The sequence below is a fragment of the Pseudomonas sp. A39 genome (genome assembly GCF_058145955.1).
Genome location: NZ_JBYVMD010000027.1, coordinates 1 through 21,538 on the forward strand (window position 1 = coordinate 1; position 21,538 = coordinate 21,538).

The following is a 21,538-nucleotide window of genomic DNA, read 5'->3' on the forward strand; positions in this document are numbered from 1 at the left end:
CGCATCCCCGGCACCATCGCGCTGTTTGGCTGCTTCCTGATCATGATCATCATCCTCGCGGTGCTGGCGCTGATCGTGGTCAAGGCCCTGGCCGAGAGCCCGTGGGGCATCTTCACCGTGATGGCGACCATCCCGATCGCGATGTTCATGGGCATCTACATGCGCTACATCCGCCCGGGCCGCATCGGTGAAATCTCGATCATTGGCGTGCTGTTGCTGCTGGGTTCGATCTGGCTGGGTGGGCAGATTGCTGCTGATCCGGTGTGGGCCAAGGCCTTCACCTTCACCGGGATCCAGATCACCTGGATGCTGATCGGCTACGGTTTCGTTGCAGCGGTACTGCCGGTGTGGCTGATCCTTGCACCGCGTGACTACCTTTCCACCTTCCTGAAAATCGGCACCATCATCGCCCTGGCCATCGGCATCCTGGTGACCATGCCCGACCTGAAAATGCCGGCACTGACCCAGTTCATCGACGGCACCGGCCCGGTGTGGAAGGGCGGCTTGTTCCCGTTCCTGTTCATCACCATCGCCTGCGGCGCGGTCTCGGGTTTCCACGCGCTGATTTCTTCGGGCACTACGCCCAAGTTGTTGGCCAGCGAAAGCCATGCCCGCTACATCGGTTATGGCGGCATGTTGATGGAGTCGTTCGTGGCCATCATGGCGATGGTTGCCGCTTCGGTGATCGAGCCTGGCGTTTACTTCGCCATGAACAGCCCGGCCGCTATTGTCGGTACCGACGTGGTGACCGTGGCGCAAACCGTCAGCAGCTGGGGTTTTGCAATTACCCCTGAAGCCCTGTCGGCCGTGGCCCATGACATCGGTGAAACCACCATCCTGGCGCGTGCCGGCGGTGCACCGACCCTGGCGGTAGGTATCGCGCAGATCCTGCACAGCGTACTGCCGGGTGAAAACACCATGGCGTTCTGGTACCACTTTGCGATCCTGTTCGAAGCGCTGTTCATCCTGACCGCCGTCGACGCCGGTACCCGTGCCGGTCGCTTCATGCTGCAGGACTTGCTGGGCTCCTTCGTGCCCGCGCTGAAACGCACCGAGTCATGGACCGCCAACCTGATCGCGACCGCCGGTTGCGTGGCCATGTGGGGTTACCTGCTGTACCAAGGCGTGATCGACCCACTGGGCGGCATCAACACCTTGTGGCCGCTGTTCGGTATCTCCAACCAGATGCTGGCGGGTATCGCGCTGATGCTGGCGACCGTTGTGCTGATCAAAATGAAACGCCAACGCTACATCTGGGTGACCATGCTGCCGGCCGTCTGGCTGCTGATCTGCACCACCACCGCGGGCTTCATCAAGCTGTTCGACGCCAACCCGGCGATCGGCTTCCTGTCGCTGGCCAAGAAGTACAGCGATGCGTTGGCCAATGGTCAGATCCTGGCCCCGGCCAAGAGCATCGACCAGATGCAGCACGTGATCTGGAACGCCTACACCAACGCAACGCTGACGGCGCTGTTCTTGTTCGTGGTATTCAGCATCCTGTTCTATGCGCTCAAGGTCGGCGTCGCCGCCTGGGGCAACAAAGAACGTACGGATAAAGAAGCCCCGTTCCAGGCTGTTCCGGACGCGTGATCGAGGATTGCAACCATGTTCAATGACATCAGTCGCCTCGGTAAATACCTCGGTCAGGCCGCGCGCCTGATGGTCGGCATGCCCGACTACGACACCTACGTCGAGCATATGCAAACCAAACACCCGGACAAACCGATGATGGACTACAAGGCGTTCTTCCGGGAACGCCAAGAGGCCCGTTACGGTGGCAAGGGTGGGCCCAAGTGCTGCTGACTCGGTAACCCGGGCTAGCAGTGGTTTATTGTGGGAGGGGGCTTGCCCCCGATAGCGATGTGTCAGTGACATACCAGTGCCTGACACACTGCTATCGGGGGCAAGCCCCCTCCCACATTTGTTTTTGTATTCCTCCAAGGAGAATATTTTGTCCTCTCCCATTCCAGTAACCATCCTCAGCGGCTTCCTCGGGGCCGGCAAGACCACCTTGCTGCGCCACCTGCTCAAGGCCGAGCATGGCCTTAAAATCGCCGTGATCGAAAACGAATTCAGTGACGCCGGTATCGACACCCAGCTCTTGGGCGCCGAACCGGTGCAAGTCATGACCCTGTCCAACGGCTGCGTGTGCTGCACCATCCACACCGACCTGACCAAAGCCCTGTACCTGCTGCTCGAGCGCCTGGACAGCGGCGAGATCGCCTTCGACCGCCTGGTGATCGAGTGCACCGGCCTCGCTGACCCGGCCCCCGTGGCCCAGACCTTTTTCATCGACGAGGAATTGCGCGAGCGCTACATCCTCGATGGCATCATCACCTTGGTGGACGCCGCCCACGCTGAACATCACCTGACCCAGACCATTGCCCAGGCCCAGATCGGTTTTGCCGACCGCCTGCTGGTGAGCAAACGCGACCTAGTGGATGACGCCACCTTCGATGCGCTCAGCGAACGCCTCACGCGCATCAACCGCCGTGCGCCGATACGCGTGGTGGACCATGGCATCATTGACTTGGCTGAACTGCTCGATGTGCGCGGTTTCAACCTCAACGCCGGCATGAGCCTGCGCCCGGTGAGCGCCGCGCCGTCCGTCGACCGTATTTCCAGCCTGGTGCTGCGTACCGAGGAACCGCTGGATATCGACCGGCTCAGTGAGTTCATGAACGAACTGCTGGAAGACCATGGCAAGCAATTGCTGCGTTACAAGGGCGTGTTGAACATCGCCGGGGAAGACCGGCGCATGGTGTTCCAGGGTGTGCTTAAGCTCTACGGTTTCGATTGGGATACCGAGTGGGCCGAAGGCGAGGCACGGGAGAGTGTGATTGTGTTTATTGCCGACGAATTGCCGGAGCAGAAGATTCGCGACGGCTTTGCAAAGGTCTACCAATCCTGAATTGAAATACGATCAAAATGTGGGAGCGCATTCCAAACTGAAATTGGCATAAAAAAGCCCGGCTCTTCAGCCGGGCTTTTTAGTCAAGCAACTGCAATCAAGCGCCGTACACCGGCAGCTTCTTGCAGATGGCCTTGACCTTCTCACGTACCGCGTCGATCACGGCTTCGTTGTTCAGGTCAGCCAGGATGTCGCAGATCCAGCCAGCCAGTTCCTTGCACTCTGCTTCCTTGAAGCCGCGAGTGGTCACCGCCGGGGTGCCGAAGCGCAGGCCCGAAGTCACGAACGGCGAACGTGGGTCGTTCGGCACGGAGTTCTTGTTCACGGTGATGAAGGCTTTGCCCAGGGCAGCGTCAGCATCTTTACCGGAAATGTCCTGCTTGATCAGCGACAGCAGGAACAGGTGGTTCTCAGTACCGCCGGACACCACGTCAAAGCCGCGCTCGATAAACACGCTGGCCATGGTCTGGGCGTTTTTCACCACTTGTTGCTGGTAAGTCTTGAACTCAGGCTGCAGCGCTTCCTTGAAGCAGATCGCTTTGGCGGCGATGACGTGCTCCAGCGGGCCACCTTGGGCGCCAGGGAATACGGCGGAGTTCAGCTTCTTCTCGATCTCGGCGTTGGCGCGTGCCAGGATCAGGCCGCCACGTGGACCGCGCAGGGTCTTGTGGGTAGTCGTGGTCACTACGTCAGCGTAAGGCACCGGGTTCGGGTAGACGCCAGCGGCGACCAGACCGGCTACGTGAGCCATGTCAACGAACAGGTACGCGCCCACCTTGTCGGCGATGGCGCGGAAGCGTGGGAAATCCAGGATCTGCGAGTAGGCAGAGAAACCGGCCACGATCATTTTTGGCTTGTGCTCGACCGCCAGGCGCTCGACTTCGTCGTAGTCGATCAGGCCGTTGGCATCGATACCGTATTGAACGGCGTTGTACAGCTTGCCGGAGGACGAAACGCTGGCGCCGTGGGTCAGGTGACCACCGTGGGCCAGGCTCATGCCCAGGATGGTGTCGCCGCCTTGCAGCAGGGCCAGGTACACGGCGCTGTTGGCTTGGGAACCGGCGTGCGGCTGGACGTTGGCGTAATCGGCGCCGAACAGTTCTTTTGCACGGTCGATGGCCAACTGCTCAACCACGTCGACGTACTCGCAACCACCGTAGTAGCGCTTGCCTGGGTAGCCTTCGGCGTACTTGTTGGTCAGAACCGAACCTTGAGCCTCCATCACCGCAGGGCTGGTGTAGTTTTCCGAAGCGATCAGCTCAATGTGCTCTTCCTGGCGCACGGCTTCTTGCTCCATGGCGGCGAAGAGATCGGCGTCGTACTTGGCAATAGTCAAATCACGGCTGAACATGGCGGTCCTCAAGGATCGGGGGCAGAAAAGGAGGGCATTCTAACCCAATGGGTTTTAGATGGCATATGAAAGGACATCATGTCGCGGACAAGCGGGGCTCATCTGGGGATAGGCGGTGGCTGTGAGTGCCTAATCGGGGGCAAGCCCCCTCCCACAGTTGAATGTGTTCACAGATCAGAATGTGGGAGGGGGCTTGCCCCCGATTAGGCCAGTAGCCTCACCGCAGAATTTCAGTCGAACATGAACAGCGCATCATTGCTGAACTGCGCCTCGAACCGATTCGCCGGCATCGGCCGCCCGAACAAGTAGCCCTGCACCTCGTCACACCCATGCTCACGCAGGAAGTCCAGCTGCTCATGGGTTTCCACGCCCTCGGCGATCACGGCCAGGTTCAGGCTGTGCGCCATGGCGATAATCGCGCGGGCGATCTGCGCGTCCTGTTCGCCGGACGGTAGGCCGTCGACGAAGGTGCGGTCGATCTTCAACACATCGATGGGGAATTGCTTGAGGTAGTTGAGCGACGAATAACCCGTGCCGAAGTCGTCGACCGCAATGCTCAGGCCCAGGTTTTTCAGGCTGTCGAGGATATGCAGGGCTTCGTTGACTTCGCGCATCAGGATACTTTCGGTCAGCTCCAGCTCCAGGCATGCCGGCGGCAGGCCGGTGTCCTTGAGAATGGTGGCGATGCGCGTGCCCAACTGCCCGTCGGAGAACTGCCGCGCCGAGATGTTCACCGAGACTTTCGGCACGCGCACCTTGTTCTGGTGCCAGGTCTTGAGCTGGCGACAGGCTTCGCTGATCACCCAGTCGCCCACGTCCACCACCAGACCCAATTCTTCCAGCACCGGGATGAAATCCCCCGGCGGCACCAGGCCACGTCGCGGATGACGCCAGCGCAGCAAGGCTTCGGCGCCGGTCAGGCGTTTGCCGTCGCCGCTGAACTGCGGTTGGTAATAGAGCACGAATTCGTTCTGGTCCAGGGCGTGGCGCAGGTCGCTTTCCAGCTCCAGGCGCTCCAGGGCGCTGGCGTTCATGTCGGCCTGGTAAAACTGGAAATTGTTCTTGCCGCGTTCCTTGGCGTGATACATCGCGGTGTCGGCGTTTTTCATCAATTGGCTCAGCTCGTTGCCGTCCTGCGGGCTGAGGGCGATGCCGATACTGGCCGTCACAAAGAACTCGCGGCCTTCCAGTACGAACGGTTTCACCAGGCTGGCGAGGATCTGCTCGGCCACATGGATCGCACGGTTGAGCGCCATTTCGCGGCTGATCCGCGGTTGCAGGAGCAAGGTGAACTCGTCGCCACCCATGCGCGCCACGGTATCGTCTTCGGCCACGCAGCCCAGCAGGCGCGTGGCCATTTCCTTGAGCATGCGGTCGCCGGCGGCGTGGCCCAGGGAGTCGTTGATCGGCTTGAAGCGGTCGAGGTCGAGGAACATCAGCACCACCCACGACTTCTGCCGTTCGGCCGACTGCAACGCAGTGTGCAGGCGGTCCTGGAACAGCGTGCGGTTAGGCAGGTGGGTCAGGGCGTCGTAGTAGGCCAGGCGGTGGATGCGCTGCTCGCTGGCCTTGCGCTCGCTGATATCACTGAAGAAGCACACATAGCTGGCCAGGTCGCCTTCGTCGTCGAACACGGCGGTAATGCCGACCCAGGCCGGGTAATGCTCTCCGTTGCGGCGCTTGAGCCACACTTCGCCTTCCCAGGTGCTGTGCTGGTGCAACTGTTTGAGCACGTAGCGCAGGTGGGCTTCCTGCTGTTCGTCGACGGTGAGCATGTTCGGCAACTGGTCGAGTACATCGCTGACCGCATAGCCGCTGACCCGGCTGAACGCCTCGTTGGCTTGCACGATGTAACCGGCGGGGTCGGTGATCAGGATCGCCGAGGTGGAGTGTTCGAAGACCGTGGCCGCCATGCGCAGGTCTTTCTCGGCACGGCGTTGCTGGCTGATATCGCGGCCCACGCCAAGGATGCCTTCGAAGGCGCCGTGTTCGTCCCACACCAGCACCAGGCGTAACTCGATCGGCACTTTGCGACCGTCAGCGCGTAGGCAGTCGAACAGGAACAGTTGGGTTTGAATCTCATCGCGCAGCTTATTCAGTGCTTCGATATCGCCCAAGGCGCGGCTGACCTGTTCCACCAGGCTATAAATGCCGGTCAGTTGCTGCGGGTTGGCGATGATCGACTGCCAGCCGTTCTTGAACACCCAATCCACGTCATAGCCCAGCACGGCGTTGACCGAAGGGCTGATGTAATTGAGGGCCAACTGGCTGTCGGTGGAGCAGATCACGTCGCTGATGCTTTCGGCGAGCATGCGGTAGCGCTGTTCGCTGTCGCGCAGGGATTCGCTGGCTTCGATCTGATCGGTGATGTCCTTGGCCACGCCGATGATGCGGGTGATCTGCGCAGACTTGTCGCGGGCCAGGGCCTGTTCGCGTATGTCAAAACGCCGCCATTGGTTGTTGCGATGGCGAAAGCGCAACTGGCATTGCAATTGGGTGGTGTAGCCGACCTGGCGTTGTTGCTGGCGCAAGTCGTGGTAGTGCTCGGCGTCCTCGGGGTGCAGCAGGATTTCCCAGAAGTATTCGCCCATTTGCTGCAGTTCGGCTTTGTTATAGCCGAGGGTGTGGCCCAAATGGTGGTTGCTGAAAATCATGCGCTGGCTGATCACGTCCTGCACGTACAGGTGATCGGGGACGGTGCGCACCACGTCCGACCAGAAGCTCTCGCGCTCCACCAACGACAACTCGATCAGTTTGCGGCTGGTGATATCACTGATGCTGAGGATCACGGCCTTGGAGTCGTCCTGCTGCTCCGGCAGGCGCATCACCAGCCACAGGTACTGCTCGTTACCGGCCATGTCCTTGAGCTGGATTTCCAGCTCCAACTGGTGCTGTTGGGTCAGCACGGCTTCGAGGATCTGGTAGCCGATGGAGGTGGCGTTGCGCGGGCAGTCATCGATCAGGCGCTCCCACGCCTCCTCGCAAGAGCCTACGTTGAGCAGACGCACCGCCACTTGGTTGACCTCGGTGATGCGCAGTTCCTTGAGCAGTTGCTGGCGCTCATCGGGGTTGTCCTGCAGCCAGGCGTGCAGTTGCTCGCGAGTCTCCAGTGGGGTCCTTTGGAAGAAGGCGTTCAGGCCTGACAGGTCAAGCACGCACAGGGCCACGCCGGTGCCTTCGAAAATATCCTGGTAGCGTCGCCGCCCTTCATGCACCTGGCGCTGGCGACGGCGCATGTTCAGCAGCACGATTACCGGGATCAGCGAGAAGGCCAGGCCCAGCAGGCATTTGCCGATGAACGCCGGCAGCAGTTGTTCCAGCACGGCGGTGCGGTCGAACAACCCGCGCAGCTGCCAGTCGCTTTTGCTCAGGGGCGTGACCAGTACGCTTTTATTCAATTCGTCCGGGGTGAGGGCGGACGTCCACTGCGCCGGCATACCACTGTCGCGGCTGATGACGCGGTGGTTGAGGCGATTCTCGATGGCCCACATGGGGCGCAGGCCCTGGCCGTCCTGGCGTGTGAGGTTTGCCAGGTAATTGGGCGACAGGCGCAGCGCCCAGTAAACCCTCGAGCCACCGCTGGGCTGGTGCAGCAATAGATAGATGAGGGTGCCGTCGTTGCTGTTGCTCAGGTAGTAGGACTGGCCGTGGCTGCGCTGCACCAACTCCTCGAGCAAGGCGCTGTCCTGGCTGTCACTGGCGCTGTCACTGATCACCGCGCCGCTGGGGGCGAGCAGGGCGAGGCTGCGCAGCTCCGGCAGCGAGCGCTGCAGGGTGCGCATCAACGCTTGTTGCTGTTCGCTGTCGCGCGGTGGTTCGATCATCGGCAGCAGGTTCAGGGCGATTTTTGCGCTCAGGGCCATGTTCAGGCTGATCTGTTCCGCCAGGTCGGCGCTGTAGTCGATGGTGTATTGCTGCTGGTTCTTCTGGTTTTGCTGCAGCTGGTCCAGCAGTTGCCAGAACAATAAGGCGAGCAGCATGAGGACGAGCGTCGCCAATGCGCCTTTGAGGGTGCCGTGCAGGGGCGCTCCCGGCGCAATATGAGCGGCGCGCAGGGGAGTTGGCGGCGTGACTTTGGACAAGCTGTGATCCTGCGGTTTGGCTGGACTGGCGCGCGACGTGCACTATAAGCCGGACGCCCGGAGGGCGGCTAGCATGCCTTGACTTGTGGCAAAGTGCCAGCCCCGCTTGGCGGGGACTAAAGCGCGCTGCCGGTATGGATCAGGCTGTCTGCCAGCCGGGTCAGGATCGCCAGCGTGAAGAGGCTGATCACCACAGAGGCTGCGCGGTTGATGGTGTGGGGCGTCAACCAGGCGTATCCGCCTCGTTTGATGCGGGCACCGAACAGTACCCAGGTGCAGCCCACCGGTATCACCACCAGCGTGAATTGTGCGACGAACTGCACATACAGGTTCACGTCGGCAAACGTCTGCATCGGGACGATGAACGAGACAATCAGCAATCCCTTGGGGTTAATCAGCGTCAGCAAAAAGAAATGCAGTTTGGATACGCGTGCTGCAGGCGCGGAGTTGAGTGTTTCGTCGGGATTGCACCACAGCAGGTAGGAAGTCCTGATCAAATAACAGACCGAAGCGAACTGCACGAGCTTGAGCCCCCATGGCGCGCTGTCGCCCAGATGGCTGAGCAGGTAGCCCCAAAAGGATATTTGCACCAGGTACGCCAGGCATTCCAGCAGGCTCAGTGGCCAGGCGCGCCTGAACCCGGTGAGTAATCCCGAGCGCAATAGCAATGTGTTGGTGGGCCCCGGCATTAACAGCAGCAACGCGAGTGCAGACATGACGCTGAGCATGAAGGTTGTTTCCTGAAACCGCTGAGGGGGGGATGGCCGGCTAATCTAACAGATAGATTTCGATACGCTCGGTCACTTAGGTTAACCTTGAGGATTCGCAATGCTATGTACCGCGCCATGACGCTACGTAGGCCTGTTCTCACTTTTTCATGAGGTCCACATTTTGGCTCAATACGTCTTCACCATGCATCGGCTGGGTAAAGTTGTCCCTCCGAAGCGGGAAATCCTGAAAAATATTTCGTTGTCCTTTTTCCCAGGCGCCAAGATCGGCGTGCTCGGCCTCAACGGTTCGGGTAAGTCCACGCTGCTGAAAATCATGGCCGGCGTCGACACTGAGTTCGAAGGCGAAGCCCGCCCAATGCCCGACCTGAACATCGGCTACCTGCCACAGGAACCCATCCTGGATCCGACCAAGACCGTACGTGAAGTGGTCGAAGAGGCCGTCAGCGTCATCAAGGACGCCCAGGCGCGCCTGGATGAAGTCTATGCCGCCTACGCCGAACCGGATGCCGACTTCGACAAGCTGGCAGCGGAACAGGCCAAGCTTGAAGCCATCCTGCAGGCCGGCGACGGTCACAACCTGGAGCGTCAGCTGGAAGTCGCCGCCGACGCGCTGCGCCTGCCGGCCTGGGACGCCAAGGTCGAATTCCTGTCGGGGGGTGAAAAACGTCGTGTGGCCCTGTGCCGCCTGCTGCTGTCGGCCCCCGACATGCTGCTGCTCGATGAGCCTACCAACCACTTGGACGCCGATTCCGTCGCCTGGCTGGAACATTTCCTTCACGACTTCCCGGGCACCGTGGTTGCGATCACGCACGACCGGTACTTCCTGGACAACGTTGCCGGTTGGATCCTCGAGCTTGACCGCGGCGCCGGTATCCCTTACGAGGGCAACTACTCCGGTTGGCTGGAAGCCAAGTCCGACCGTCTGGCTGCCGAATCCAAGCAACAATCGGCGCATGAAAAAGCCATGAAGGAAGAACTGGAGTGGGTGCGCAAAGGCGCCAAGGCCCGCCAGTCCAAATCCAAGGCACGTCTGCAACGCTTCGAAGAAATGCAATCGCAGGAATTCCAAAAGCGCAGCGAGACCAACGAGATCTACATCCCGGCCGGCCCGCGCCTGGGTGACAAGGTCATCGAATTCAAGAACGTTTCCAAAGGCTATGGCGACCGCGTGTTGATCGACAATCTGTCGTTCTCCATGCCAAAAGGCGCGATCGTCGGCGTTATTGGTGGTAACGGTGCGGGTAAATCCACCCTGTTCCGCATGCTGATGGGTAAGGAAACGCCGGATTCAGGCACTATCGAAGTCGGCGAAACCGTGCAGCTCGCCTGTGTGGACCAGAGCCGTGAAGACCTGGACGGCAGCAAGACAGTGTTCCAGCAGATTTCCGAAGGTTCCGACCAGATCCGTATCGGCAACTATGAAATCCCGTCGCGTACCTATGTCGGCCGTTTCAACTTCAAGGGCGGCGACCAGCAGAAGTTCGTCAAGGACCTGTCCGGTGGTGAGCGCGGTCGCTTGCACCTGGCCCTGACCCTGAAAGAGGGCGGCAACGTGCTGCTGCTCGACGAACCGTCCAACGACCTCGACGTTGAAACCCTGCGTTCCCTGGAAGAAGCCCTGCTGGACTTCCCGGGCGCCGCCATTGTGATCTCTCACGATCGTTGGTTCCTTGACCGCGTCGCGACCCACATCCTGGCGTACGAAGACGACTCCCAAGCGGTGTTCTTCGAAGGTAACTACACCGAGTACGAAGCGGACCGTAAAAAGCGTTTGGGCGAAGCCGCTGCCCAGCCGCACCGTGTACGCCACAAAAAACTCGCCTGATCTGGGTGGGTGGTGAGAAAGAGCGGAGCCTTCGGGCTCCGTTTTTTTTGCGTCTTTTCTGGAAGACCGAGGTGGATTCATTCGCGAGCAAGCCCGCTCCCACATGTGATCGCATTCCAACGTTGGAACCCTATCAAATGTGGGAGCGGGCTTGCTCGCGAAGGCGGTCTAACTATTGGTGCGCACCCTGAGTTTAAATCCCTTTTTTGGTGCGAATAAGCGCGTTTATTTATATCAAATGCACCATTTAAATTCACAAAGGCGACATTTTGCGCTTTTCAGGTGCGATTCGAGTTGCTAAGGTCCGGCTCAATCTCATTTAAAAACAATCAATCTGCCGAGACTTTTCATGATCGAATCCGTGGAATCTTTCCTTGCCCGCCTCAAGAAACGCGACCCTGACCAGCCAGAATTCCACCAGGCCGTAGAAGAAGTCCTACGTAGTCTGTGGCCTTTTCTTGAAGCCAACCCCCACTACCTGACCTCGGGCATCCTGGAGCGCCTCTGCGAGCCGGAACGCGCGATCACCTTTCGGGTGTCTTGGGTGGATGATCACGGCAAGGTCCAGGTCAATCGCGGTTTCCGTATCCAGATGAACAGCGCCATTGGCCCGTACAAAGGCGGCCTGCGCTTCCACCCATCGGTGAACCTGGGCGTGTTGAAGTTCCTCGCCTTCGAGCAAACCTTCAAGAATTCCCTGACCTCACTGCCGATGGGCGGCGGCAAAGGCGGCTCCGACTTCGACCCCAAGGGCAAGAGCGACGCCGAAGTCATGCGCTTTTGCCAGGCGTTCATGAGCGAGCTGTACCGGCATATCGGCGCAGATGTGGACGTACCGGCCGGCGATATCGGCGTGGGCGCGCGCGAGATCGGCTTTTTGTTCGGCCAGTACAAACGCTTGAGCAACCAGTTCACCTCCGTGCTGACCGGCAAGGGCATGACCTACGGCGGCAGCCTGATTCGGCCCGAAGCCACGGGTTTCGGCTGCGTGTACTTCGCCGAAGAAATGCTCAAGCGCAATGGCCAGCGGGTGGAAGGCAAGCGCGTGGCGGTATCCGGCTCCGGCAACGTCGCGCAGTACGCGGCGCGTAAGGTCATGGACCTGGGTGGCAAAGTGATTTCCCTCTCCGACTCCGAAGGCACCCTGTACGCCGAAAGCGGTTTGACCGAGGAGCAATGGTCAGCCCTGCTGGCGTTGAAAAACGTCCAGCGTGGTCGCATCAGCGAATTGGCCGCGCGTTACGGCCTGGAATTCCGCGCCGGTAAAACCCCGTGGGAATTGGCCTGTGATATCGCGCTGCCTTGCGCCACCCAGAACGAACTCGACGCCGAAGCCGCCCGCACCCTGCTGCGCAACGGTTGCCTCTGCGTGGCCGAAGGCGCCAACATGCCGACTACGTTGGAGGCTGTGGATATCTTTATCGACGCGGGCATTCTGTTCGCGCCCGGCAAAGCATCCAACGCCGGCGGCGTGGCCGTGAGTGGCCTGGAAATGTCGCAGAACGCCATGCGCCTGCTATGGACCGCTGGCGAAGTGGACAGCAAGCTGCACAACATCATGCAATCGATCCACCATGCCTGCGTGCACTACGGTGAGGAAAACGGCCGGGTCAACTACGTCAAAGGCGCGAACATCGCGGGCTTTGTGAAAGTCGCCGACGCGATGTTGGCCCAAGGCATCGTCTAAACCTCGGGCTCGATGCGCAGCACTTCGATCAACTGATCGCCGACGGGGCGCTGCCACAGCACCTCGTCGCCCACCTGAGCGCCCAGCAATGCGCGGCCCAGGGGTGAGCCCCAGTTGATCAAACCGGCGTTGGCATCGGCCTGGTCTTCGCCAACCAACTGGATGCGCTGCTGCTCGTCCTGTTCGTTGGCGAAGGTCACCCAACTGCCGATCTGCACCTTGTCGGTGGAGGTGGCCGGCGCCACGACCTGGGCGCTTTGCAGCCGCTGATTGAAGTAACGCAAATCCCGTTCAAGGTCAGCCTGGCGCTGTTTATCGCCCTTGGCGGATTCGATGCTGTATGCGTGCTGCAACTGCGCAACCTTGGCCTGCAACTGCGCCAGCCCTTGCGCGGTGAGGCGGTTGGGCTGCTCACTGACCTGGCGCTCCACCGGCTGGTCGGCCTGGGCGGCGGCGTTGTCTTCGTTTACAAAAGCTCGGCTCATGACGTTCTCCCTCTATGGAGCTTGGGCCATGGTCGCCGCGCTTTAGTTTCGATGGATGTCTGAAAACGACCTATTGCGAGCGATAGGCCCGGGCTGCGTCGCGGTCTTTCTCGTGCTGCCAGGCGCGGTCGCGGTCGTCCCAGTGATTGTCTTTGTAGTCACGCAGCTCTTCATTCTCACGCATGGCTTTGCACTGGCGAAAACCATCTTCCCAGCCTTCGGCGTATTCGCGGTTTTTGAGATAACGCGGCACGTTCTTGCGAAACTCCCCGCTGATGACGCCAGCCGCTTGGCGACCACTGCCGCAGCCATCGTCAAAACCATCAGCAAAGGCCGGTGGGTAACCTTTGGCCAGTAAATCCTGATGGGTCGATTGGCAACCCGACAGCCCCACCCACACACACAGCAATACCGCAGACCGCCACATGGCGTACTCCCTGGCCGTTTCACGGCTGATAGGGAGAGTCTAGAAGGGGATTTGTCGAGGAGGTGTGAAAGGCGCGTGAGAAAGGTGTGTTAAAGGGCCATCAACGACGATTCCCTTTAAATTGCAGGACGTTTCCTAGACAATCTCTGGCCTATTGTGCCTTAGAGTTTGGGTCACTAGTCTCCTGGCTTCGCTGCGAAAGCAGCGACCGGGTTTAGCGACTCGAATCACTAAGACTCATCCTCTTTGCACACTTGGCAGGCGTTTTTCGCGCCTATCGATATCGTGTTATGGCGGCTGTGCGCGGGAGATCTTCTGATCTGCCGGGTGTCTAGGTGACCGGTTCGCTAACCCGCGTACAGCTGCCACCCTTTATGTTTAGCGACGTGCTGTGGTGGTCCCTTATCTCACTTAGTAGGTACACCATGTCTAACGTCGTCCCCGACCCACCCCTGTCCTCAATCACCACCCTCGGCGTCGTCACATTTGGCGACTACGGCGAAAACGAGAAACCTCTGTTCCGCGTCAATTCCGGCATCCCGATTGATCAAGCACTGGAGCACGCCTCCACCCTGCTTTTTTACTCCAAGAAACTCGCCATGGAAGCCGCCATGGATGTGCGTGGTGAGCAATACGCCTGGGCCGCTCACTATCTGTGCGAGATGGGCAAGGCAGTCGTGGATGACCTGACCCAAGCGATGACGCCAGCAGCATAATAGGTTGGCACTGCCTTTGTGGTGAGCAGGCTTGCCCTGCGCAGGGCAGGCCTGTTCACCACGAGGTTTATCGATGACTCCGGCCATCCAGGCGCGACTGTCAGTCGTAATAGCCCACAGTTTTTTTCAGTTGATCCGCATACTCGTAAATTTCATCGATAGATGAAATAGCGTGTCGGGTCTCATTTTTTTCCTCATCGAATATCCCGATGTACTTCTGGCTTCGATTGAAGTGAAGTCGGCAGATGGGCTTGCGGTTATTGTCGTCTAGCAATATCCCAAAATAGCTCTGGGTATCTCGTTGAACGATGCGTTTTGCATCGACTACGGATCGGACGAGGGCGCGAACGATGTGGTAACCCTCCAGTTCTTCAAGCGTAGTTAGAATCTTATCTTCGGACTCGTCCCTGTCCTGCGCATCTGCATTCGCGCTGTTCGCGATGGGGATTGATGCCATTGTCGGTTGGATCGCGCCACTCATCGCCGACTTCAGCCGATCGTTGATCTGGTCGTTCAGAAATTGCGCTAACGCTTTTCGGGTCAGTTCAAAAAATTGCTCACGCACTTTTTGCGTGATGACACCCTCGTAAACACGGGATGCGAAGAACTTCACGAAGTCGTCTTCTGGTTTGCTTACCTGACTGCCAATGAGCTTTTTAAGCTGGCTGACGTACTTCAGCTCTCCGGCTGCATTGATGATGGAGTCAACATCGAAAGCCGACTTGGTGAGTTTGACCAACTCCGGTACCGCGTACTCGTCAATATCCAGCAGGTCCAGCTCTAGAAATGGCTTCTCGTCCATTTTGTTGGGGGCGTCCAAGTCGGTAAAAAACCTGTAGACCTGGCCGTTGGTGAGAATTGAGATCCTTGCGCTCGTAACATGAAAATACCGAAAAAGCTGTGAGGCATGGTTGATGCTCAATGACTCACCAATTTTTTTGCATTCGATGAGTATTTGGACTTCACCCTCTTTCATGATCGCGTAATCTATTTTTTCACCTTTCTTCGTCCCTACATCACAGACAAATTCTGGCGTTACTTCCTGTGGATCAAATACGTCGTAGCCCAACACGGTGTTGATGAAAGGCATTACGAAAGCATTTTTTGTCGCTTCTTCTGTTTGAATGGCAGGGCCTTGTAGCCGAACTTTTGCTGCCAAACTGGTTAGCTTTTCGAAGAAATCCATAGTGAGCCTCTTACCTATTCAGATCCGTGTATAGATGGGATGGCAATTTGATTGCCACCCGATACTAGTCCAAAACACCCTTAAAGAGGATGAGGTCGGAGGCAGTTTGGCTTGACTGAAAAAAGCTAAAAAAATGTCCGAAATTTCCTGCCTATTTTTCAATAGGTTAGAAGCAAGCTAAGAATTTGTATGTGTAAGTGCTGGTTCTCTTTGGGCTGTTGGAGCGGCGTGCTCAGCCAACTCCAACTGAATAAACGCCGCAATCATCGCTCGATATACCTGTTCAGTGACCTCGGGATTGGCACCCACGGTCTCCGATATACCCCGCACCTTGGCTATCACCTGTTCAACCCGTTGCGGTGCCTTGACGCCATTCGCGTCTTTTTTGAAGCGCGCGGCCTGGCATACGTAGCGGCCGCGTTCGGCCAGCAGGGTGACGATCTGTTGGTCAAGGTGATCGATGTTTGCGCGGATTTCTTCGAGGTTGGTGCAGATAACGGCCATGTTGATGGAACTCCTGATTGCGCGGGCAACGCCATGCGTCTGAATATACGCGAGACAAATGTGGGAGGGGGCTTGCTCCCGATAGCGGTATGTCAGTCACTGGATACTTAACTGACACACCGCCATCGGGAGCAAGCCCCCTCCCACATTGGATCTTCGCCGGGTCTTACCGATCAGTAGTGATACCACTTCACTTCAAGCATCACTTCATTCACCGGCGTTGATAAATGGCTGTACTCGCGCTGTGCACTCAGGCGCAGGCCCAGGTTGCGGGACAATTCCCACTGCTGGTTCAGGCTGATGCTGCGCCGCACTTCGCCGTTGGTGAAGAAGTCCCCTTTGGCTTCCAGGCTCAGGTTGCCCAGCGGATTCTTCCACAGCACACCGGTGTTGAACCCGGCCGCCGGGGAGATGGCTTCGTTGAAGTCGTTGTTGTGTTCCACGCGTACGGTGCCAAGGGCGAAGCCGAGCATGTCGTCGCGCAGTTGCCAGGTGCCGCCGGCGCCGCCGTTGACGTGGGCGACCAGGGTTTCGTCGTCGTGCTTGCCCGGTACTCGCTCCAGGCCGCCGGTGACTTGCCATGACCACGGCTGCAACAGGGCGTTGCGCGGGGTCAGGGAGCGGATGGTGGCCAGGTCCAGTTGCTGCAGTTGCCAGTGGTTGCCTTCGTACTGGCGCAGTTTCATTTGCAGGATTTCGATCTGCGCGCCCAGCGGGAAGCCTTCGGCGTTGTCGTTGAGGTCATGGTAGGCCATGCGCAGGCCGTATTCGCCAAAGGCTTTGTCGCCACGGGTGCCGATGCCGGCTTGCCAGGTGCGCGATTCGTGACCGTTTTCCGGCAGGCCTGGGGGCGTGATCTTCAGGTCAGGCGCGGGGTTCTGGTTGATGGCGCGCAGCAGTTCGAAGCTGCGTTGGGAGCGTTCGGTGTCGCGTTCCAAGCCATTCGCGCGGTAGCGGCCGAGGCGGTAGGCGGCGTCGATGATCAGGGCCTGGCGTTCGCGGGGCAGGGCTTTGAAAGCCGGCTCCTGCAGTTGCTTCTGGTCGTCGCTGACCTTCAATACCCATTGTTGCTCGTCGCTGTCCAACGGCTTGGCGCGTTCCAGCAACTCGCGTTCACGGGAGGGGCGATAGTCGATTTTCTCGACCAGGCCGGCGTCCTTCACGGCTTTTACCGTGTCGGTGGGGATGGCGGTCAGCGGGAATTGTTCGGTCAGGCGCAGGCCGGGGCGGGCCACTTGCAGCAGTTCCAGCAGGCGATAGGAGCAGTTTTCGTCGAAGAAGAAGTAGTCGAACTGGATCTGCTTGAGTTCCCACACGTGCTCGACCATGCGCTCGGTCTCGACCTGGGTGAGGTTGAGGCGATATTCCCACAGGTCGCGGTTTTCGAGGCTGCGGTATTCCGACAACTTCTCCTGATAAGGCACCAGCGCGAACAGGCCGGGATAACCGCCCATCAGGCCTTTCCAGGCGTAGAGGATGCTGTTGTCGGAGCCTTCGATGTAGGCGCCGAAGTTGATCGCGTAGCTGAGCAAGGCGGTGTTGTTGCTTTGCACGTCGGCCTGGTCGATGCGCAGCAGGGTGTGACCGAACATCGACGACGGGCTGTTGAGGTAGGCCGCCGGGAAGATCATCACCGCGCTGTGGGGCGCAACGTCCTTGAACCACTGCTTGAATTCTTTGCAGTCGACAGCGGGCAGGTCGGCCAGGTGCAACTGGTCCTTGAGCCAGCGGGTGCGCGCGGGGTAAACGCATTGGGCGTGTTTTTCACCCAGGCTGGCCGGGGCGTAGAGGGCGTCGACCGTGGCCTTGAGTTCGGCGTCCGGGTGGTGGGCGCCGTCAGCGGCGAGGAAAAACTTTTTGTCGCTGACATAGCTGCGCCAGCCACTGATTTTTCCGGCTTCGTAGTGGCCCAAAGACAACCAGAAAGGGTCGTTGGCCAGTTGCTGCAAACGTTGATCATCGAGGTGCGGGGCCGCATGCAGCGGGGCGCAGGCGAAGAGAGCCAGGCAAGCGAGGCGTTTGAGCATGGGGGCTACTTAAGTCGGAATAAAAAAAAGACCCAAGGGGGACAGGTCGAAAAAATAAAACCCGCGCCTCGAAAGACGCGGGCGGATCGAGCTTAAGCCTGGGTAGCGTATTTCGCCAGACGGGCATCGCTTTTCAGTACAGCAATGGTGTTGTTGTGCACGTCGTCAGCGGTCACGTCAGCCTTGCTGAAGATCTGCTGGAAGTGCTCGTGGGTCACGGCAGCAAAGTGCTCGCGATCTTCAGGCGCAACGCCCAGTACCACAGCGTAGGTGGTCAGCGCTTCGCCGTTACCCTTGGCCATGTCTTCGGACAGCTCGTTCATCATGCCATTCATGGCAATCCACGATTTGCCGCCGTAAGTCAGGGCGCTGTTGGTGCTGCAACCGTTGGTGCCCGAGGTCATGCCGAAGGTGGCGTTACCCGAAGTACCGTTGGTGGTGGAAGCCAGGAAGTGAGCTGGAGTACCGCGCTGGCCTTCGAACAACATGTTGCCCCAACCGCAGTTCGGGCCACCTGGTGCTTCTGCCATTGCATTGAGGGAGACGACGGTGAAGAGAGTACCGAGAAGGATCCGTTTCATAGCTTTGTTCTCTATTGTGTGCAAACCAATGGACAAGGGTTCAGGCACTTCATAGCGCCCTAGGGATCGGTTATTAGTCCAACCCGCGCAGTTTGGAGTTTAGGCACGTTCCAAGGGTTCCGTGTGTTTTTATAAAACAATTCGCGATGTCGTGTTTTTTTTGCAGGACGCATCCCGCGTCTACGGCTTTCCCTCAAGCGCGCCTTGCCAGAGCGCGTAAGCGGGAGCCAGAATGCCGTCATCTGCCCCGCCTGATGTAAGGAAGCCCGATGCCTGATCCTGTTGCTGCCAGCTTGCGTCTAGCGCCCGAAGCGCTGACTCGCCCTTTCTCCGCTGAACAGTTCAGCTTCTCGACCACCAATGATTTGGAGCCCTTTCGCGGTGTGCTTGGCCAGGAACGTGCGGTTGAAGCCTTGCAGTTCGGTGTGGCCATGCCACGCCCTGGTTACAACGTGTTTGTCATGGGCGAGCCGGGTACCGGCCGCTTTTCGTTCGTCAAACGCTACCTGAAGGCCGAAGGCAAGCGCCTGCAGACCCCGGCGGACTGGGTCTATGTGAACAATTTCGATGAGCCTCGCGAACCGCGTGCCCTGGAATTACCGGGCGGCGGCGCAGCGGCGTTCATCAGCGATATCAACGGCCTGGTCGACAACCTGGTGGCCACTTTCCCGGCGGTCTTCGAGCACCCGACGTATCAACAACGCAAAAGCGCCATCGACCGTGCGTTCAACCAGCGCTACGACAAGGCGCTGGACGTGATCGAACGCCTGGCCCTGGAAAAGGACGTGGCGCTGTACCGTGACAGCACCAACATCGCGTTCACGCCGATGCTCGACGGCAAGGCGCTGGACGAGGCCGAGTTCTCGCAGTTGCCGGAAGCCGACCGTGAGCGTTTCCACACGGATATTTCCGAGCTGGAAGAGCGCCTCAACGAAGAACTGGCCAGCCTGCCGCAGTGGAAGCGTGAGTCCAACAACCAACTGCGCCAGTTCAACGAAGAAACCATCACCCTGGCCCTGCAGCCATTGCTCGCACCGCTGTCGGAAAAGTATGCGGAAAATGCGGCTGTCTGCGGTTACCTGCAAGCCATGCAGGTGTACCTGCTCAAGACCGTGGTCGAGCAACTGGTTGACGACGCCAAGACCGACGCCCAGGCGCGCAAGCTGCTTGAAGAACAGTACTGCCCGAGCCTGGTGGTCGGCCATCCGGTCAACGGTGGCGCACCGGTGGTGTTCGAACCGCACCCGACCTACGACAACCTGTTCGGCCGTATCGAGTACAGCACCGACCAGGGCGCGCTCTACACCACTTATCGTCAGTTGCGCCCAGGTGCGCTGCACCGTGCCAACGGCGGTTTCCTGATTCTTGAAGCCGAAAAAATGCTCAGTGAGCCGTTTGTCTGGGACGCCCTCAAGCGCTCCCTGCAGTCGCGCAAGCTGAAGATGGAATCGCCATTGGGCGAGCTGGGCCGCCTGGCCACCGTGACCCTCAACCCGCAGATGATCCCGTTGCAGGTCAAGGTCATCATCATCGGCTCCCGCCAGCTGTACTACGCGTTGCAGGACGCGGACCCAGACTTCCAGGAGATGTTCCGGGTGCTGGTGGACTTCGACGAAGACATCCCGATGGTCGACGAAAGCCTGGAGCAGTTCGCCCAGTTGCTCAAAACCCGCACCTCGGAAGAAGGCATGGCGCCGCTGACCTCGGATGCGGTGGCACGGCTGGCCACTTACAGCGCACGCTTGGCGGAACACCAGGGGCGCTTGTCGGCGCGCATTGGGGACTTGTTCCAGCTGGTCAGCGAGGCGGATTTCATTCGCCACCTGGCGGGTGACGAGATGACCGACGCCGGCCATATCGAGCGCGCACTCAAGGCCAAGGCCACGCGCACTGGGCGAGTCTCGGCGCGGATTCTCGACGACATGCTCGCCGGGGTCATCCTGATCGACACCGCCGGTGCGGCGGTGGGCAAGTGCAACGGGCTGACGGTGCTGGAAGTCGGTGACTCGGCCTTTGGCGTGCCGGCGCGGATTTCCGCCACGGTGTACCCCGGCGGCAGCGGTATTGTCGACATCGAGCGTGAGGTCAACCTCGGCCAGCCGATTCACTCCAAGGGCGTGATGATCCTCACCGGCTATCTGGGCAGCCGTTATGCGCAGGAATTCCCGCTGGCGATCTCCGCGAGCATCGCGCTGGAGCAGTCCTACGGCTACGTGGACGGCGACAGTGCGTCCCTCGGCGAGGCGTGCACCTTGATTTCGGCCTTGTCGAAAACCCCGCTCAAGCAGTGCTTTGCCATCACCGGTTCCATCAATCAGTTTGGTGAAGTGCAGGCGGTGGGCGGGGTCAACGAGAAGATCGAAGGCTTCTTCCGCCTGTGTGAAGCGCGCGGTTTGACCGGGGAGCAGGGCGCGATCATTCCCCAGGCCAACGTCGCCACGCTGATGCTCGATGAGAAGGTGCTGCAGGCCGTGCGTGCCGGGCAGTTCCATATCTATGCGGTGCGCCAGGCGGATGAGGCATTGAGCCTGCTGGTGGGCGAGGATGCCGGTGAGCCGGATGCAGAAGGTCAGTTCCCGGAAGGCACGGTCAATGCGCGCGTGGTAGAGCGTCTGCGGGCAATTGCCGAGATGATCAGCGAAGAGGACTTGAAAGAAGCGGAGAAAGAGTTGGCACAACAGGCGCTGGCGGAAGCCAAGCCGACTTGACCTGTGTAGTGAGCGGGCTTGCCCCGCGCTGGGCTGCAAAGCAGCCCTAATAGGACCGCTGCGCAGTGTCCGACAGGTTGCGTCGTTTGGGTTCGGGGCCGCTGCGCAGCCCAGCGCGGGGCAAGCCCGCTCACTACGGAGGGTGTCTTAGCCAAAAAATTGACTGGGGTCTGTAGAGCTAACGCCCGTTGGTCTCTACAACCTTGGTTTGTCGTGGTTTTCTTCTATTCTGAGCTCAAGGGATATCCACAGGAGTCGCTGGATAGAAACAGCCTCGCCCCAGGCGCAGGTTGAACACCGATCTACCGAGGGCCGCC

At 59.4% G+C, this 21,538-nt stretch carries 16 protein-coding genes; 7 read left to right on the forward strand and 9 right to left on the reverse strand.

All coding sequences use genetic code 11. The annotated features are described in order from the left end of the window. From AC3ZU9_RS19730 to yjiA, 3 genes are all read left to right on the forward strand, one after another. On the forward strand, positions 1–1,590 hold a 1,590-nt coding region (locus tag AC3ZU9_RS19730; protein WP_490091215.1), incomplete at its 5' end, for a carbon starvation CstA family protein. 15 nt (positions 1,591–1,605) lie between these two features. Then, complete coding sequence (locus AC3ZU9_RS19735; protein ID WP_003176208.1) at positions 1,606–1,803, forward strand: YbdD/YjiX family protein; 198 nt, start codon at positions 1,606–1,608, stop codon at positions 1,801–1,803. A 148-nt stretch (positions 1,804–1,951) separates the two neighbouring features. Further along, positions 1,952–2,911 (forward strand): GTPase, encoded by a 960-nt coding sequence (yjiA, locus tag AC3ZU9_RS19740; protein WP_490091216.1) that lies wholly within the window; start codon positions 1,952–1,954, stop codon positions 2,909–2,911. Positions 2,912–3,008: 97 nt separating this feature from the next. On the opposite strand, the gene glyA is transcribed toward yjiA, so the two are convergent. The 3 genes from glyA to AC3ZU9_RS19755 form a co-directional block, all read right to left on the reverse strand. Then, positions 3,009–4,262, reverse strand: coding sequence for a serine hydroxymethyltransferase (gene glyA, locus AC3ZU9_RS19745; protein WP_015885982.1), 1,254 nt, complete (start codon positions 4,260–4,262; stop codon positions 3,009–3,011). A gap of 230 nt (positions 4,263–4,492) precedes the next feature. Further along, a complete protein-coding gene (locus AC3ZU9_RS19750) occupies positions 4,493–8,344 on the reverse strand; it encodes a bifunctional diguanylate cyclase/phosphodiesterase (protein WP_329616552.1) in 3,852 nt (1,283 codons plus the stop codon). 116 nt (positions 8,345–8,460) lie between these two features. Beyond that, positions 8,461–9,072 (reverse strand): LysE family translocator, encoded by a 612-nt coding sequence (locus AC3ZU9_RS19755; protein ID WP_015885980.1) that lies wholly within the window; start codon positions 9,070–9,072, stop codon positions 8,461–8,463. 163 nt (positions 9,073–9,235) lie between these two features. Between AC3ZU9_RS19755 and ettA the strand changes: the two genes are divergently transcribed. Together ettA and gdhA are read left to right on the forward strand one after the other, a co-directional pair. Continuing rightward, positions 9,236–10,900, forward strand: a complete 1,665-nt coding sequence (ettA, locus tag AC3ZU9_RS19760) for an energy-dependent translational throttle protein EttA (RefSeq protein ID WP_015885979.1) — start codon at positions 9,236–9,238, stop codon at positions 10,898–10,900. A gap of 349 nt (positions 10,901–11,249) precedes the next feature. After that, on the forward strand, positions 11,250–12,587 hold the full coding sequence (gdhA, locus tag AC3ZU9_RS19765; RefSeq protein ID WP_093544300.1) for an NADP-specific glutamate dehydrogenase: 1,338 nt from the start codon (positions 11,250–11,252) through the stop codon (positions 12,585–12,587). Here gdhA and AC3ZU9_RS19770 read toward each other — a convergent pair. Both AC3ZU9_RS19770 and AC3ZU9_RS19775 read right to left on the reverse strand, forming a co-directional pair. After that, on the reverse strand, positions 12,584–13,072 hold the full coding sequence (locus AC3ZU9_RS19770; RefSeq protein ID WP_046034273.1) for a GreA/GreB family elongation factor: 489 nt from the start codon (positions 13,070–13,072) through the stop codon (positions 12,584–12,586). The genes gdhA and AC3ZU9_RS19770 overlap by 4 nt on opposite strands. A gap of 70 nt (positions 13,073–13,142) precedes the next feature. Further along, positions 13,143–13,499, reverse strand: a complete 357-nt coding sequence (locus AC3ZU9_RS19775; protein WP_093544306.1) for a hypothetical protein — start codon at positions 13,497–13,499, stop codon at positions 13,143–13,145. A 425-nt stretch (positions 13,500–13,924) separates the two neighbouring features. Between AC3ZU9_RS19775 and AC3ZU9_RS19780 the strand changes: the two genes are divergently transcribed. Beyond that, on the forward strand, positions 13,925–14,215 hold the full coding sequence (locus AC3ZU9_RS19780) for a DUF3077 domain-containing protein (protein ID WP_490091217.1): 291 nt from the start codon (positions 13,925–13,927) through the stop codon (positions 14,213–14,215). A 100-nt stretch (positions 14,216–14,315) separates the two neighbouring features. Here AC3ZU9_RS19780 and AC3ZU9_RS19785 read toward each other — a convergent pair whose 3' ends face one another. The 4 genes from AC3ZU9_RS19785 to AC3ZU9_RS19800 all read right to left on the reverse strand — a co-directional run bounded on the left by AC3ZU9_RS19785 (position 14,316) and on the right by AC3ZU9_RS19800 (position 18,513). Further along, positions 14,316–15,401: a type I restriction endonuclease gene (locus tag AC3ZU9_RS19785; RefSeq protein WP_231808049.1), complete on the reverse strand. Its 1,086-nt coding sequence runs from the start codon at positions 15,399–15,401 to the stop codon at positions 14,316–14,318. A 177-nt stretch (positions 15,402–15,578) separates the two neighbouring features. After that, positions 15,579–15,905 (reverse strand): chorismate mutase, encoded by a 327-nt coding sequence (locus AC3ZU9_RS19790; protein WP_490091218.1) that lies wholly within the window; start codon positions 15,903–15,905, stop codon positions 15,579–15,581. A 173-nt stretch (positions 15,906–16,078) separates the two neighbouring features. Beyond that, the gene (locus tag AC3ZU9_RS19795; RefSeq protein WP_093544309.1) at positions 16,079–17,932 is read right to left on the reverse strand and encodes an Lnb N-terminal periplasmic domain-containing protein; all 1,854 of its coding nucleotides are present in this window, start codon (positions 17,930–17,932) and stop codon (positions 16,079–16,081) included. 92 nt (positions 17,933–18,024) lie between these two features. Beyond that, positions 18,025–18,513 carry a DUF3015 domain-containing protein gene (locus AC3ZU9_RS19800; RefSeq protein ID WP_015885974.1) on the reverse strand — a complete coding sequence of 163 codons (489 nt, stop codon included), beginning with the start codon at positions 18,511–18,513 and terminating at the stop codon, positions 18,025–18,027. A 269-nt stretch (positions 18,514–18,782) separates the two neighbouring features. Here AC3ZU9_RS19800 and AC3ZU9_RS19805 point away from each other — a divergent pair, with 269 nt between their 5' ends. Continuing rightward, positions 18,783–21,221: a Lon protease family protein gene (locus AC3ZU9_RS19805; RefSeq protein ID WP_015885973.1), complete on the forward strand. Its 2,439-nt coding sequence runs from the start codon at positions 18,783–18,785 to the stop codon at positions 21,219–21,221. Positions 21,222–21,538: the final 317 nt, after the last annotated feature.